The 17,927-nt window shown below is 40.7% G+C and carries 7 protein-coding genes and 1 pseudogene; 1 reads left to right on the top strand and 7 read right to left on the bottom strand.

Going from position 1 to position 17,927, the window contains the following annotated elements; translation table 11 throughout:
• Nucleotides 1-25: 25 nt before the first annotated feature.
• A pseudogene (locus NXX38_RS14340) lies at nt 26-4,901 on the top strand (RecQ family ATP-dependent DNA helicase).
• A 56-nt stretch (nt 4,902-4,957) separates the two neighbouring features.
• On the opposite strand, the gene brxL reads toward NXX38_RS14340, so the two are convergent.
• From brxL to pglX, 7 genes are read right to left on the bottom strand one after another with little or no spacing between them, the layout of a single operon-like run.
• A complete protein-coding gene (gene brxL / locus NXX38_RS14335; protein WP_258979874.1) occupies nt 4,958-6,958 on the bottom strand; it encodes a BREX system Lon protease-like protein BrxL in 2,001 nt (666 codons plus the stop codon).
• A gap of 24 nt (nt 6,959-6,982) precedes the next feature.
• A complete protein-coding gene (gene pglZ / locus NXX38_RS14330) occupies nt 6,983-9,523 on the bottom strand; it encodes a BREX-1 system phosphatase PglZ type A (protein ID WP_258979872.1) in 2,541 nt (846 codons plus the stop codon).
• Nucleotides 9,520-11,169, bottom strand: coding sequence for an RNA-binding domain-containing protein (locus tag NXX38_RS14325; protein WP_258979870.1), 1,650 nt, complete (start codon nt 11,167-11,169; stop codon nt 9,520-9,522). The genes pglZ and NXX38_RS14325 overlap by 4 nt, the downstream gene beginning before the upstream one ends.
• A gap of 43 nt (nt 11,170-11,212) precedes the next feature.
• The gene (locus NXX38_RS14320) at nt 11,213-12,046 is read right to left on the bottom strand and encodes a hypothetical protein (RefSeq protein ID WP_258979869.1); all 834 of its coding nucleotides are present in this window, start codon (nt 12,044-12,046) and stop codon (nt 11,213-11,215) included.
• A 1-nt stretch (nt 12,047) separates the two neighbouring features.
• Nucleotides 12,048-13,181 (bottom strand): DUF3696 domain-containing protein, encoded by a 1,134-nt coding sequence (locus tag NXX38_RS14315; RefSeq protein WP_258979867.1) that lies wholly within the window; start codon nt 13,179-13,181, stop codon nt 12,048-12,050.
• Nucleotides 13,178-14,359 (bottom strand): DUF262 domain-containing protein, encoded by a 1,182-nt coding sequence (locus tag NXX38_RS14310; RefSeq protein ID WP_258979865.1) that lies wholly within the window; start codon nt 14,357-14,359, stop codon nt 13,178-13,180. Before NXX38_RS14310 ends, NXX38_RS14315 begins: the two co-directional genes overlap by 4 nt.
• Nucleotides 14,360-14,370: 11 nt before the next feature.
• Nucleotides 14,371-17,907 (bottom strand): BREX-1 system adenine-specific DNA-methyltransferase PglX, encoded by a 3,537-nt coding sequence (pglX, locus tag NXX38_RS14305; protein WP_258979863.1) that lies wholly within the window; start codon nt 17,905-17,907, stop codon nt 14,371-14,373.
• Between the last annotated feature and the right edge of the window lie 20 nt (nt 17,908-17,927).

The following is a 17,927-nucleotide window of genomic DNA, read 5'->3' as shown; positions in this document are numbered from 1 at the left end:
TTCAAATTATAAAACAATTTATTATATGTCAATATGGAGCAGACTCATAGGAATCAAGAAAACTGAGGATAGAAACAATGTCATCGGTAATAAAATTACATCAGTACCATTTAGTGCCCCAAACTATGCCATAGTAGATGTTGAAGTTGGCTTGAAAGATCATAAAATTCATGATATAGGGGCACTCCTACACGATGGCACGACATTCCATAAAACTTCCAAAGATGAATTGTTTGATTTTCTTTGTGATATAGACTACATCTGCGGTCACAATATCATTCATCATGATGCCAAATATCTGTTCACAGACAAAACATGCCGCTGGATTTTAGTTGATACACTTTATGTCTCGCCTTTATTGTTCCCGGAACGCCCTTACCACAGGCTTGTGAAAGATGACAAACTGATTAGTGAACAGATGAACAATCCGGTGAACGATTGCAAGAAAGCAAACGACTTGTTACTGGACGAAATAGCATGCTGGAATTCATTGCCGAAAGAGAAGCGCATACTATTCGCATCGCTACTAAAGGGCAAAAAAGAGTTTGAGGGATTTCTCAGCATAATGAATGCGGAGTATATCAATGAAGGAATACCTGAACTTATAAAAAAACTGTATGTAGGAAAGATTTGCCAACATACTGATCTTGACATGTTCATCGAACAATATCCATGCGGATTGGCATACGCATTGGCTCTAATTGATACTACTGATTATCGTTCCATCACTCCCGGATGGGTACTTTACAATTATCCGGAAGTGGAATTTATTGTAAAACTCCTGCGCCACACCAGTTGTCGGGAAGGCTGTGACTACTGCAATACGCAACTGGACGTGCTTCATAACTTAAAAATATTTTTCGGATATGAACGCTTTCGAACATACGAAGGCGAGCCACTGCAAGAACAAGCAGCTCAAGCTGCGGTAAAAGGCAAATCGTTGCTGGCGATATTTCCTACTGGTGGAGGCAAATCACTTACCTTCCAGTTACCAGCACTCATGGCAGGACGTTCTGTGCATGGGCTTACGGTTGTTATCTCCCCCTTGCAGTCACTAATGAAAGACCAAGTAGACAACCTTGCCGATAGAGGCATCACGGATGCCGTGACCATAAATGGAATGTTAGACCCCATCACAAGAGCACTGTCCATACAAAGAGTCCAAGACGGAGAAGCCTCACTTTTGTATATATCTCCCGAAATGCTTCGTTCAAAAACTATCGAGAAAATATTGATAGCACGCCATGTTGTAAGATTTGTGATAGACGAAGCGCATTGCTTTTCTTCATGGGGGCAGGATTTCAGGGTTGACTATCTCTACATAGGTAAATTCATCCGGGAATACCAGCAAAAGAAAAAATGCAAGAATCCAATACCCGTATCCTGCTTTACGGCTACGGCAAAACAAAAAGTAGTACAAGACATCTGCGACTATTTCAAACAAACATTGAATTTAGACTTAGAATTATTCGCATCAACAGCCTTAAGAACAAATCTGCATTATTCCGTCATACATGCCGATAGTGACAATGATAAATATTTAAAGTTAAGAGAACTTGTGGCTGAATCCAATTGTCCGACAATCATTTACGTATCACGTACCAAACGGACTGAAGAACTGGCAATCAAATTGACTCGTGACGGTTATAAGGCACTACCTTTCAATGGTAAAATGAAATCAGATGAAAAAATTGCCAACCAAGACGCATTCATGAATGACCAAGTACACATCATCGTAGCTACGTCTGCATTTGGTATGGGAGTCGACAAAAAAGATGTCGGTCTTGTCGTACATTATGACATTTCCGATTCGCTGGAGAACTACGTTCAAGAAGCAGGTAGAGCCGGTCGTGATCCCAGCCTCAGCGCACGTTGTTATGTGCTTTATAGTGACAATGATTTGGACAAGCATTTTATACTATTGAACCAAACAAAACTAAGCATCAGTGAAATACAACAGGTATGGAAAGCCATAAAAGACCTTACCAGACAACGTATGAAAGTCAGCTGTTCTGCATTGGAAATTGCCCGGCAGGCAGGATGGGACGATTCGGTATCTGATATTGAAACCCGCGTACGAACAGCATTAGCAGCTTTGGAACAAAGTGGATACTTGATAAGAGGAAATAATGTGCCTCACGTATATGCCACAGGCATCACGGTAAAGAATATGGATGGAAGCAAGAAAGCGTATATCAATGTCATTACTCTTCGACCGTGACGAAATAGAAAAGGCAGTCCGAATCATCAAATCATTGATATCCCAAAAACACATTGCCAAAGCCCAAGATTCAGAAGCAGAGTCGCGGATTGATTATCTGGCAGACATTTTGGGAATAAGCAAAAAAGAAGTAATATCCGTAGTGGAACGAATGCGACAAGAAGGCATATTGGCAGACAGCAAAGATATATCTGCCTATTTGCTGGATGCAGGTGACTCGGAACGAAAGTCGCAAACACTCCTCGAACATTTTGCAAAACTTGAACAATATATCCTCAGCCATATTCCTGACGAGTCTTTGCGAATATCATGCAAGCAATTGAATGACAATGCAGTAAACAACGGGATCAATACATCCAAAGAAAAAGATATTCGGACACTACTCTATTTCCTCACTATCAAGGGCTATACTCGCAAGAAAGAAGATGCGGTTCGCAATATAGAAATAAGTCGTCAGACAGACTTGGAATCAACCATCAAGCGTTTTGAAAAACGATTGGAAATAAGTCGTTTCGCCATAGAATGGCTATACAGGATCGCCTCAGATACGGAAAAGGAAAATTCACCCAATAAGGCTATCCAATTCTCTATAGTAGAACTTCTGAATCAAATAAAATCAAGGCCCCAATCCCTTTTCAGCGGACTTGATGACATTCAATTGGAAGACGTGGAAGAAGCACTTCTGTACTTATCAAAAATCGGTGCACTAAAACTTGAAGGCGGCTTCTTGGTTCTTTATAACGCCATGAATATCCAAAGAATAAAGGATAACAAATCAAGATACAAGCAGGATGATTACCGGATGCTCAACGAATTCTACAAGCAGAAGATTCAGCAAGTACATATTGTGGGCGAATATGCCAATCTGATGGTGAGGGATTACAACGCAGCCTTACGATATGTTCAAGACTATTTCCAAATGGATTACAGGAAGTTTGTCACAAAATACTTCAAAGGGGACAGAGTAAGCGAAATACAACGTAACTTGACGCCACAGAAATACAAGCAATTGTTCGGGCAGCTATCCAAACGTCAAATGGAGATTATTTCCGATAAGGATTCACGTTGCATTGTGGTTGCAGCCGGACCAGGCAGCGGAAAAACACGAGTATTGGTTCACAAACTTGCTTCACTTCTGCTACTTGAAGACGTAAAACACGAGCAACTTCTGATGTTGACATTTTCAAGGGCAGCGGCTACTGAATTCAAACAGAGACTCATGGAATTGATAGGCAATGCAGCCCATTTTATTGAAATAAAGACATTCCACTCCTATTGTTTCGACCTTTTGGGGCGGATAGGAAATCTTGAAGATGCAAAAAGTGTCGTTGCAAAAGCAGCCGAAATGATCTGTCAAGGAGAAGTAGAGCCAAACAAAATAGGCAAGACGGTACTGGTCATAGACGAAGCTCAGGATATGGGAGTCGAAGAATATACACTGTTAAGGGCTTTGATGGCCAACAACGAGGAAATGCGTGTGATAGCAGTGGGAGATGATGACCAAAACATCTATGAATTCCGTGGATCTGATTCCGACTATATGTACCGACTAACACAAGAAAGCGGAAGTAAATTTGTCGAGATGACCGAAAATTACCGCAGTGCACACCATCCGGTGAATTTTGCCAACGGATTCTTGAGAACCATTGATAAAAGAATAAAAAGTACGCCAATTATCTCCATGAGAAAAGAAGAGGGTTGGGTCGAAGTAACACGCCATCAATCAAAGTATATGTATCAGCCGCTCGTTGAAAAATTACTTCAACATAAAGACAAAGGTACTTCGTGTGTACTCACCCAAACAAACGAAGAGGCTGTTATCCTGATGGCTCTTTTGCGGAAACATGGCATAAATAGCAAATTAATACAGTCGATGGACGGTTTGCGCTTCTGGAATATGGCCGAAATAAGGTATCTCTTGCGGTACATAGACAAACGAGCAAAAACGCCTCTAATTCCAGAAGAATTATGGGAGGAAGCCAAACATGCAACCTTTTCTGCTTATGATGGTAGTCTAAGTCTGACATATGTAAAGCGTTGTGTAGAGCAGTTTGAACAAACCAACAAAGCAAAATACCTCTGTGACTTCAAAGAGTTTGTATTTGAATCATCGGTGGAAGACTTTTGTGATGTTTCAGGAGCAGAAGTAGTGGTATCAACCATTCATAAAGCCAAGGGTAGAGAGTTTGACGACGTGTATATACTAGTATCTGATAATTATTCAAAAGATGCCTATCTGATGCGCAAATACTATGTAGGAATAACTCGTGCGAAAAACCGGCTGTTTATACATACGAACGGTGACTGCTTTAATCGTTTAAGTACAGACCGATATTTTGTCGACCAACGACAGTATGACATGCCCGAAGAAATTGTACTACAACTCTCTCATAAAGATGTCTATCTAGGATTCTTCAAAGAACGTAAGCAGGAAGTTTTAGCATTAAGAGGTGGAGATTCTTTGAATTATAATGATTTCTTTTTGTATAGCTCATCAACTAATAAACCTGTAGCAAGGTTATCATTAAAAATGCAAGACACATTATCAGAGTGGGAAGAAAGAGGTTATAAGGTGAAATCCGCATCTGTACGGTTCATTGTAGCATGGAAGCCCAAAGATGCACCAAAAAATGAATCAGAAACAGCCGTTCTTTTAGCAGATTTGGTTCTTTCTTTGTAAGTCTAGATAATGCCAGTGGAAGAATAGAAAGACTTACTTAGTTTACTCATATTTATCTATTTATCCTTAGTGAATGTAACCATAAACTCTTTGCATTTACGTTTATCCGGCCGAGTGGCTGCAACAGAATACGGACTATATTTCTCGTATATATCAAGTCCACGCCCCATTGAAATTACCCAACCATTGTCGGTCTTGATACAACGATCGTGAAATTCACGGAAGTTATAATCAAACTCAATGCCATAGCCAATCATATCGTCTTTTATGTCATCCAGTTTATCTATGAGATCAGGTAACTTATCTTCTTCCTCATTGGTCACCAGATGCACTTTAAGGTCGTCTACGTCGCGGGTATCAATGAGCATCGTCAGAAACTCCATGAGATTCTTTACTTGCCAACTCGTTCGGATGAACGGGTCTTCAATCGTAATTTCAGTTGCATCCTTGAGATATTCGGCGAAGAGAGACTGATAAGTGACACCGGTCTGTCCCAGACGGAAGAACAGATTCTTTTCCTGCAAAGAAATGAATCTTTTGCGAGACTGCCGTTCTGAAGAAGGCTCTACTTGTATTGTTGTTTCAGTTCCTTCATTGCTCACCTTCTCCAAAGTCTCCACACTAATCTCTACACCATCCTTCTCACGTACATATCTGAACTTAGCAGGCTCTGCATTAAACGTCTCATCCACGATATACAACTGATCTTTGACGCGCTTTCGGCTTTCGGCAGCAAAGTCTATCAACTCAAATGCCTCTTCGTCCGTCATGTTACCATCCGGATAAATCAACTTCACCATGCCGGAAAATGTTTTCCGAATAGCCAAGTGATCACGTTCAGAAAGGGAACCATCAAACTTAGCATAATCCTTCAATAATGCTGTCAAATCTTTATTGCGCAGTTCGTGCATAATGGCTGCTATGTAATCGGTAATCAGACCGTATCCTTTTGAGAAGCTATCTTTCTTCAGCATCCTAATCTCCCAACCCGGGTTGTAGAGGTGGATACGATCTAAAAAAGCCCCCTTGATAAACGAGGTAGGAATTGATTCAAAAAGATGGCTATTCTTTAGCATATAAGGAACCGTATGCTTCGTGTTACCCACAAAGCAAATAGAAGCGGAAGCCTCATGCGTACCCTTACCACGATTGAATGATTTATTGGCCAGATAATTTTGCATGGTATCAATCAATACCGCATCTATGGCGCGACCTTTTTGCTGCTCAAATTCGTCCCAAGCCACTACATCCCAGTAGCCCACCAGTCCTAAAATCTCTTTATTACCGCTCATTTTAACAAACAGACGAGGACTGGTCACATCACCACCACTCACTAAAACACCGTATGGTGACAGCTCCTGAAAGACATGGCTCTTGCCAGTGCCTTTAGGCCCCAGCTCCATAAAGTTAAAATTATTCTCAACGTGAGGGAGCAGACGAGCTAACGAAATGAATTTCTCACGACGATTTAAGGTGTCGGGGTTCAACCCAACGGTATGCATCATGAAGTCCAACCACTCCTCCGTGGTAAAGTTCTTGCGTTTATCTATATAATCTTGAACATCTACATTGGATATTTGTACAGGCTTCAGGGTTTGAATTTCCCAGCGCACTTTAATATCTTCGCCTGATATATAGCCAATAGTGACGATACACCAAACACCATTTCCTGATAAGAGCTTGGGATTGTTTGTCACATATTGAGTGCCAATAGGCACATTAGTAAGACCTAAGTTAGCAAAATGAGCTTGGTATTCGTCCGCTTTTTCATTGAGAGTAACAGTCACCTTATCAATGATACGATGGCGACCCTGCTCACGGATTTTACCCTTAATGACTTCTGACTCCGCGCGATGCACATAATTGTTTTGAATCACTTGTCTCACTTTTTCCAAGCCTTCTTCTATGGTTGCTTCGTCATCACAGGCGCAATACTGCCCAAGCAGATACTCCAATACGTATGTAGGTACAGGGAGCCCTCCCTTTACAAGAAAAGCCAAATCTTTACGAACCACTTTACCTATGAAAGCATTCATTATTTTCTGTTGTAGTGTCATATCAAAAAACTTAATCACTAATACTTAAAAGTCTTGTTCTATCATTGTATTATTCTTCACCACTTCACGAATAAGTGGATTCAAACAGTCTTCTTCATCATACACACGTAGTTGTAGCATACCTGAATGTACTGAATGATTCAAGGTCAGCACAACCTCGTATACTCTATTATTCAAATTGATCGTATCAGCACTGTCAAGCATAATGGTTTGCTTTCCGGTTACGGGTGTATCGCCTTGATACACTTGACAAACGACCTTACGTTCAACTACCGTCATGGAAACCGCTTCGCTTTGTATCAATTGAAATTTCAATCTACTGCTTACCATCACGAGGTTGTGATCAACCAATGCCACACCCACTTTATTAGTCTTATCAGAGCGTTTCTGCGAACTATGAATCACGGGAATAAGCATTTCCTGCAAGGTCGCTCCGCCATGGGCAAAGCTGTATCCACCAGAAGCAGCCAAACGGTTGGTACCCATAGGTACTCCTATATATATAGGAGTCTCGGCTTTCATACCCGATACTTTGTCCAATGGCACTGTCACCACCCCTTCTTGCGCGCTAACTTGATCACTCACGTAGTAACGCGTTTTCTTCTCGATAATACCCGCAACCGTCACCGCATGTTTATCCTTCTCTGCAAATTCCACGTCATTGTAGAGAAAACCATGGTCGGCTGTCAGCACAACATTCGTCACATTCCAAGAGGCATGAAGACGACGAATCAGCACAGCGAGCTGTTCAATAGCCTTGCGACATGCCGCAATTACATCTCCGGATCCAGCCCCATGACTAGCAGCGTCAATTGTATCATGAAAAATATAGACTAACGGACGTTTAAATAGTTCACGTGCTGTCTTTTGATCTGCTTTTATAATTGTTTCGTAGTCCACGCAACAAGCCTCTTCTTTGTATTTGTCCACCTGTGCCGATCGACTCTCTAACGTATCTAATACTATGCCATCTACCAGCATTTCTTTATTCTTCCATATCAACGAAGTATGAGGCAGAAGAACCGGCTTGCAGTATTTGGTTTCAGTAGGCAGCATTGCCCGATAAGCAGATAGTTTCGCTATATGTTTCTCTTTAGCCAGTTCTTGCATTAGTTCCGCCGCCACTTCATAGCGTAGTGCATCAGAGATGATTACTACCTGCTTACTGTTGCTGACACATTCATTTGCATAAAAATCCTCTTGTTTTTTCAACGACAGGTCGTTAAAGTAGTTCCCTTTTTCTATCACACAGGTCATCCATTCCAGATTGAAGACATTGACCATACGTGCATACTCTCCATCAAACTGTTGTTTCAGTCCATTCAAACAAGTAAGTATAGGAACATCCTTTGACAACAATTCATGATATTCTTCCAATGCACAACGATAGAAGGTGTCAAGCCTATACAAGTCGTTCGTATAGAGTTGCACATAAGCTTCCGGAGTATTCAACTTCAAGCTGCCCAGTCCTCTTACCATTTCATAATAGAAGGCCATTTGCATCAAGAAGCTTATAGCTTGTTGAAGCACACTATCGGCAGGAAGTTTTTGGGAAAGCAAGCGCAAACGTTCTTGCATTTCTGCAGGTTCTGTCACGAGTTTGCTACCGGCAATTTCTTGCAATATAGGCCAACCTAATTCTTCCGTCAAGTAATAGAAGGAGGCATCCATACCATAAATGGTAGTCAGCTCCCTTTCACGAATATCAGCACCTAACTCTTTCATCACTTTCATGAATTTATCTACAAACTCCCGGTCATGTGTGCCCAGTTCATAGATACGATTCATTTGTTCAAGTGCTATACTGCTCTTTATTTTGTAAGCCTTGTAGGGATCATCGGCAATCACATCAAGAAGTTGGGTGATGCTATTATACTTCAAACTCTCCACCAACTCTTTCACCTTCGCCTCTTGGTTGGGTTTGTAACTGAATCCAAATATCTTAGTCAAACGCTCATCAACCGCTGTCTTGGCATCCTTGTTTCGCTCCAACTTATGATAGAAATCCAACCGTTTCTTATTTTCTGAATCCAATCCGAGTATGAACATTCTTATGATAATGTTTTCCCATTCCAAGAGTCTCTTTTCACCCAGATAAGAAGAAATAAAACCACAAAGCACTACATCCTCACTGAATGCTTCCGGCGTAAACCGGTCTTTCAGCATTGCATTTATCTTATTCGACATCAATTCACCGATATGGCGGCTGATAAAGCCTCGATATTTCTCTGGAAGTTTATATTGTTGCATGAACGCGGCATAATCTTCCTCTTTATATTCCATGTTAGCTTTCAACATGTCCATAAGAGGGAATCTGAGCTGCTGTTCCTCACTTATGGGATAGGTGCCTAACGGGAAGAGTAATACCACACGTTTCTCTTTCCATGCGTATTCAATGTTGTATTTAGTGTTGAACCAAGCTCCATCAAATACTTTATAGATATATTCAGTTTCCCACGAACAGTCTGCCAAATCATTCATAATGATATTCGCCTTGTCGAAGATGAAAAGCACATGCAACTGTGGGTTACGCTGAAAATAACTGTATATTCTTTCTTGAGTCATAATGATTGCTTCTTTTTATACTTTTGATTCATATCAAAAGGGTTATCGGGAATGGTTCGCTCCAAATACCCTGCATCTACTAATTCAGTAACATATCTTTTGATATTACTATTATGATATTTCACTCCTACCCTCTCAAGTATCTCCCGACTACTTCTCGGTACACTACAAAAGTTTACTATATCCTTTTGTTTATTGGTAAGTTTCATCTGATGAGTGTTAGGGCATTCATCAGAAGTGTTAGGGGTAATGTCTAAGTGCTCCGAAAAAGTGTTAGGGCATTCATCAGAAGTGTTAGGGGTAATGTCTAAGTGCTCCGAAAAAGTGTTAGGGCATTCATCGAAAGTGTTAGGGGTTATGTCTGATTGCTCTGAAAAAGTGTTAGGGGTAGTGTCAGAGTCAGCTAGATTACTATCCAAGTCTTTGTTCCTCTTTATGGTAGTTAGAAACTCATGTATCCGTTCATCATTCGTAAACTCTACTTGCACTCCTTCCTCCAAGGCACGTTGAATACCACTACCTGCACCTGTATAGGGAAGAAGATAGACATTGCTAAAAAGGAAGTTGTTACGGGGCATCGAGGTGCCATTGGTAATATCTTCTACTTGCAAGCCGTTAGGCAACGTGCCCGGACTGTGAATTTCCACTCTGTTATCAAAGATAAAGATACGTATGGGAACTTTCCAATTCAGCGAACGATGGACCAGTGCATTTACTACAAACTCCATCAGGCTCACGTATGGAATCTCAAGCTCGCCCAATGAATTGAACTCTTTTTCCACTTGTACATTCTTGAGGTTGCGAGTGAAGAAAGACATAATGGTCTCAAATTGGTGCAGAAGATTTCCTTCCATTATTGCATCGTTCACCTTGTCTCGAAAGACCTTGCCTCCAATAGAGTTACCGACATAGCTGATACACTTTGCTGTCATCACAGGTAACCAACGCTGGGTGTACTTACCAAACAGTAATATGGCAGCCACTGTAAGGCTCCCATCCGGACGGATAAAACGCAAGTTGCGCATCAGTTTATTAAGATCATGTCCTTTGGCAATCGCATTGGCTATCTCATCAAGTGACGCTTCCTGCAAAGCATCGCCAATCATTCCTTTTTTCTCCAATACCATAGCAAAACGGTTTTGCAGGAACTGCTTGATAGTGTCTTCATCCAAATCATCCAACGTGGCATCTCTAACGGCGGCTTCATCGGGAGTAAAACTACCGCACTCGGTCATCATCTCCGCCAACTCCGCATTATCAAAAACCTTACGCTTATCCGCTCCATTTTTCATCCACACGATACCTTTATTGTCATGGTAGGGCTTGTTAATTCCTTCCTTAATAGTAGCTATCACTACACTGCCGCCTTCAACGCTGACCGTATCTATCTCAAGTAGGATATTGGGCACCACATTCTCCGAAGCCATATTGCTCAGAAGATTGGTGGTTTCCTGCACTTCGGCATACGACAACGGATTAAAAGCTCCTGTCTTGTCGTTAATACCAATGACAAGTTGCCCTCCGCGAGCATTACTCATGCCAACCAGCTCACAGCCTATATCATATTTATCCAAGATACGTTCTTTGAACTGCACCTTGCTCACTTCGCCGAGGTCTCTGAGTTTCAGTATGTCTTTTATTGTCATCGTCTCCTTTTTTATACGTTTAAGATACTCTAAATTACTATTATTAAAATAGTTTCTTAATCGCATCTTTGATATTATTAGGAATTAGTTGCTCATCTTCCTTGTCTAAATGAAAAGCATGGTAAACATTTTCGCTTTCTCTTTTGAATTCGATGTATTGATTGTATTTCGCATCATAAAAATATAATGTTCTTAAATCTTCGCCTATCGCCTTTTTTAACAAGATACCAGCTTCACCCTTGCTACACATTAACACAGATACTTTTTCTCCTTTGTTTGAAGGATGTGCTCCTTTGCCAAATTCACCATGTTTAGGATTCAAATGAAATGTTCTTTGGGGAATCCGATTGATTTCAAACCATTCTGCTATAGACTTTATTTCAGCTTTCCCAACTTCAATTTCAAAGTCCTCATCATCACATTTTGTTTTAATTCTGTCTTCAGAGCAAGAAAATGCTTCATGATTTATCAACAAAAACGTACTTTCATCAGCTGAATCTTTTTTACGTTTTGTCAATTCACAGAGGGTATCATCCTTTATTTCCGTATGATAATAATAATAATTTTCAGTATCGCTTTGTTTTCTATCATTCCGCCAATTTTCGCCCCATCTCCCCATCAATACACGAAAACGAGTTTTTATATTCGGATAATAATCTTCGGCTATTTCAAATGGAAAAAGGAATGCCTGTACATTCTTTCCATCGTAATAACCATCATAATTCTCATTTTGAAAGAAATGAATCATTTCATCCAAACAGTTAACTATTTTACTGATATCTTCCATAGACATCACATCTACGGATTTTAGATAATGCGGTTTCTCTTCTACCTCTTTATAAGAAGGGAATATTATAAAAAGTTCACTGTGCTCCATTTTAGAATCCTGTCAAAGTTTTCAAATCAATGTCTATCTGGTCAAAGAAACCTTTTGGAGGACGTTTGATATGACCATTCTTTGAAATTTCTAATGGGTGAGAAATAGCCACATGCTGATGCTCTTCTCTGTTGAAATAATAAATGGATAAGAGTTCAGGTGTAATCAACCCATTACTCACAGCTACAAGGCTGCCATTAATGATATGGTCACTATGTGACTCTAAAATGATTTGGATACCATTAGCAACAGCTTTTGCCATCAGTTCCATCAGTATAGCCTGACCTTTAGGATGAATATGAGCTTCCGGATTTTCTATAAGAATGACAGCATCTTTCTGCGCACTCAGTATGGCTATTAAAATAGGTAACACATAAGTAACACCAAAGCCCGTATTGAGTGCAGTTATATCTTCAGTAATCGTATTTTCTTCTCGATTGAACTTGTATTTCAATTTAAAATCTTCACCCGATTGCTCAATATTAATTTTTATATTAGGAGAAATCATACGTAACCATCGTTCTACTTGCACAATCAACCTTAAATCGGGTGTTACATCATTTTTATCTATCAGAGCCAATTCCTTCACAGGAATATCCGTATTCTTATATTGCTCTAAAAAATGCACAGCATATTCGCACTGCCCCATAATTTTAGAAATCTGTTTCTTTGTTACCACTAAAGAGGTATCTCGATTATAACTTTTCTGAGGACCAAACCGGAAGGCACTCAAATACTGGAAATATTCATTGAATAATGAATACTTTGATAGAATATTCTTATCTACTATATTGCCTTTTACACTTGGCAGCAACGTATCCATTATATTATCCGGATAATTAAAAACATACGTCAAATCATCCTGCTGCGAGAACTTCAATTCAATCTTTAATGAATGCTCATCAGATGATTGACAAGCCAACTCTCCTGATATTCCAGCATCACACAAATCTCCTTTTAAATTGAGACCAGCATCCAAGTCATTCATCATAAACGACTGACGTAATAAAATCAACGACTGTATAACAGTTGATTTTCCCATCCCGTTCATTCCTGTTAAAATAGTCAGTCCCTTTATATCAAGCTGTGTTTGTTTATGCAGCTTGAAGTTATTGATGTTTAAGTTCGTAATCATGATTCAATTATTTTTCTGATTAATTCTTTTACCCGTGTAAAACGTAACTCAACTCTATATTTTTGACCTGTACCTGTAGTAATTGCAGAGTTAAATGATTTATCGTTAAATAGCTCCATCATTCCCTCTTTGAATATATCCGCATTGGCCATTAACTTACACCTTTCTTCATTTGTCAACCAGGCTATATTTACGCTCAGCGTATCATATACAGCTTTAGAAATAGGTTTTCTGGAATCATTCTCGTTGAGTCTTCTTCTAAAAGAATCATCACCGAAAATTTTATAGCAGCATTTCATTGACTTATCAAAAGCTTGCCGTATGGATTCTCGCTGCTCCGGATTCATTCTGTTCACTTCACCCATCTTATCATTTAAGAAAGCATCCAATTCTCCATTGTATTCGCTATAACCAATAAAGAATGCTACAAAGCGATTGGCAAAATCACGATCTTCCATTCTTTTGGTTTTTACCGAATGCTTGGTCGCTTTTACAAAAGAATCCATTTCTGCCAACTCTTTTATAAAGGAAGCCGCTTCTCCTTGATTTAAGGCATGACGCATTTCTTGTTGAGTCAAAGGTTCTCCTGCGGTGTTTACACGTTGGAATATAATGAACTTCACTTCATTTGGTGTGGCCTTACGAAGTATATTCATTGTTATTTTTAATGCTTTTATACGCCTTACATCGGGGCGTTCCAACTCCGAATAAGTTTTCCCTTCAAAGTTTTTCAAAAATTGCAAGTTTTGTAAAACCAAAGGATTCTCGTCTTCAAGCTTATTGTCATTCTCCTCTTTGTCCTTGCCCTTTAGTATAAAATCACGAATAGCACACAGGCGTTGCAAGCCATCAATCACGGATAACTTTTTAGTTGCAGAATCCTCACTAAAATAGAAAGAAGGCAAGGGTAGTCCTAATAATATGGATTCTATCAATCTACTTTTCTTTGTGTTATCCCAAACATCTGCCGCACGCTGAAAATCCGGCTGGAGCTCTATTTCTTCATTCTCCAACTGCTCTATAACGGAACCAAGATTGACCGTAGCAATATCTACATCAATATCATTAGGATTAAACGGCTTTGTTATGACATCAGCATCCATTTCACCATTTATGTCCTCTTTCTCTACAAAATCAATATCTAATTGATTCTGAGTAATATATTTCTTATCTTCCATATTTTACGTTTTTATTTCAACTTTGCTACAACATCCCCCAACTTTGCATAGTTCACCACCACACCATCATCGAGATCAAGCGGAATGGCTTGTTCGGCTACTACCGCCAAACGGTCGTGGTATTCGCGACACTCTTCGAGCTGTTTGTTCAGGGTATCAAGCTTCTTGCGCTCAACCGTGCTAAGGTCGGCAGCACGAGTAGTGAGTTCAGCAATCTTGCGATTCAACGTTTCAATAAAGGGCAGCAAGTATTTACTGCGAATGCGCTCTGGGGTATAAGGCGTCATGCGATGCAGGTAGGCAATGCATTGGAAGGTACCTTTCTTGCTTGCAAAGAGCCAGTAGATGGGGCGATTCTGATACATCTTCTTATGATCTTTCCAAAACTCCTTCTGCCAATACTGCTCGATGGTCTTGCCGAGGGTGCGTTCTATATAGTTGAGGTTCTCCACCTGATATTCTGCGCCAAACACATCGCTCACAAACTGGGCGGTGCGCAGGCAGGCATTATCGGTGAAGGCACTATCAGCGGCCATCAAGGGGAAAATGCCGTCATCATCTATCTCGATGATGTGACCGTAGTAGGTATAAGGAACCAATTCTTCGGTTATGGGATTGGAGTGAGCGATATGCAGCCCCAGCTTATCAAGACGGTAGCGGCCCATCCATACACCAGCGGCGTAACTGAGGAGTTGCTTCAATATTACTTCATCGTGCCACTTCACGACATTGTCCTCAATGCTCACCTCACCTTGTTGCAAGATGGTAATTTCATTCAAAGGCACATCGGGAGTAAGCTCATCTTGCAGACCGTAGATGTCAATGAACTGACGATTAAGTTCTTCTTCATTGGCGTGAAGCTGCATAAAGAGGGTACTCCATTTCTGATGATAACATTCCATCAAATCCTGCAATCTGACTTCACAAGGGTTTTCGTCTGCTTGCTGTGCTCCTACATCACTATGTGCAGTAGTACTACGTAAAGCAGTCAATGATTCTGTTATAAGGTCTTGTTCTGTGAATTTTATAAGGGAAATAAGTTCGTTCTGTTGAAAATCCCAGGAAGTTTCATGAGCGTCCCAATCGAGTTTGCTGATAAAAACATTTTGCTGAACCTTATTATCAATCGCTGCAGTTTCTTCAATCTCAATGTACGGTATTGACGTTACGGGACCAATCATATAATTTAATGTAGGTGCAAGTAATTCAAGATATTTTTTTGATAACGGAGAGTTCACAAGCCCTAGCATATATTTCATTGTTTCAACATTAGTTGGATAAAGACTAAAACCTGCCATATCAGACAAATACCCATTGGATTTATATCTAAAACAAGGTGATGCCGTAGATATTCTAGACCATGTTATCATTGGTTTAAATTTCAGTTTATCTGCGTATTGTTGACAATGATGACTTGTAACTTTGCTATTGTTGATAATATCCTCACCATCATTACGCCAATTGATTACATACTCATCATTCCCACTCCATTTTCTATAGGAACCACCTTTATTATATGGAAACCATTTGTTTAACTGATACGTTTCATCTTTGGACAAAATATTAAAAACAATAGTAGTATATGCCACTTCCCACCAAAAGTGAAGAAATCTATCATTGTCACCCGTTTGTATTCCAACAGACGAATCCACAAATTTAGAAAGCTTTTCATTGGAAAAAGATGAAATTATCTTCTCACTCACCCAATATCCAATCGGGCATCCCGGAATCTTCTCAAAGTTAGCCTGCGGCACATTGGGATAGTATATCTTTGTTTCTTGCCCAGCAACATGCAAGAACATCTGTTCCTTATCCGCACAGCACTTCCCATCCACCAAACGAAAATACATTCCACCTTGGTTAGAACTATGCTTTACAACTACAAAAGCTGTATTCTGAACTACTTCACCACTTAGTTCATCGAAGGTGCGAGGACCAAGGTGAAGCATATTCTCAATATGATAATGGTCGAGCAAAGTCTTGCGAAGTTTCTCGAACGAAGAAAGAAACATCCAACTCTGCATATTAATCATGCCATAACGACCGTGTACTTTTAGTTGTTCAATGGCAACCTCCATAAATACAGAGAAAAGGTCGGCTTTGGCCTCCTCATAATTCTTCTTCACATATTTACTCAACACCTCATTCATATTACCTCCCCCCATATACGGCGGATTCATCACCAAAGCATCATACTGCTCTGTCAACGCTATCACCAACGCTGCCGCTTCATTCTCTTCAGCCCGCGATGCCACCCATTCACGAGCAGCAGGTGTAAGGTCAAACTTCATGATGCTACCTAAAGACTCGGCATCCTTCAACAAAGTATTGACTGCATCAATCTCAACCGCTAATCGAGTATCAGTGGGCAAAGGCAATTGTACCTTCGGCATCGTCAGCACCCGTGGCAAGCAATGTGCATCTGCAAAGCTATGATCGCGTTGGCAAGCCTTCAGCGTCAATGCAAAGAGCGAAAGTTGTTGTGCGCGAGGATCGAGATCGATACCCGTGAGGTTATCTTGGAAGATATGTGTTATGGCTTCGACACGAGTATAACCTTCAGTGATATAAAGATCATAGAGTAAATCGAAGCACTCATTAAGGATATGTCCCGAACCACAAGCAAGATCAGCCACTTTCAAATCGGTCAGTTCATTATAATGAAGAATAGCTTCAGCAGGAGTCGGCTCTGCAGGCTCCACGAGGTATTGCCACTTCTCCTTATAAGCCAAAGTGGTATAAGGATTGTTATCAAGATAGATGCGTCCCACCGTATTCTGCACCATGTACTTCACAATCCAGTTAGGCGTAAAAATCTGTGTGGCGGCAGGAATCTCATCAGCCTCAAACTTACCTTTCTTGGCAAACACCTCATCCTTACGCTCACTGATGTAGAACTGATAAAGCCAACCAATCAGTTCGGGCGAACGAAACTCCTCATCGGTTATAAACCCGGTGTGGTTCAAGAGGTCGATAAAACCATTCTCCGCCAAAATATTGGCGGGAAGCAACAGTTCAGTATAGTCCTCCATAGTGCCAAAGCAGCGTTGCAGGATAGGGTTGGCATGGCACCATGCCACCAAAAGCACAGCAAATTGTTCAGTAACTTTCGTATCGTCATCAAGGAGTTCCAAGAGGTGACGTTTGCTCGCCTCCTCCATTGGTGGGAAGAGCCCTTGCCGGGCTTGGTTTACAATCTGCGGGGTATGTGCAGAGTCGGCGTATGTACTTACCGGTTCGCAAAGTCCGTTCTTCTGTAAGATACGAATGGCTACCAGACGATTAAACCATGTGTAAGCTGCTTGCTCGTATACTTCGTTCACACCCTTAGCCTGCACCTCCTCATAGAGGCGCATCCATTGGTGAAAGAACCCTTCGGAAAGAGTCCGTCCGTTCCAAAGCGTACCGCCCTGCAAGAGTTGCGGACGTAAATTCTCAGCCACTTCGCCTTTGTTGTCGAAGCCCAAGCTGGTGAGTTTGGCGGCAATACCCGCCTTTAGTATATTGCGTGCTTCAATAGCAAATTTCTTTAATCTATTAGTATCCATCTATCTCATTCCTTCATTTC

Origin of the sequence: Bacteroides sp. BFG-637, from assembly GCF_024793605.1 — a bacterium.
GTDB classification, from domain to species: Bacteria; Bacteroidota; Bacteroidia; order Bacteroidales; family Bacteroidaceae; genus Bacteroides; species Bacteroides vicugnae.
Note: the sequence above shows the minus strand (reverse complement) of the source record. Positions and strands in the feature narration are given on the sequence as shown.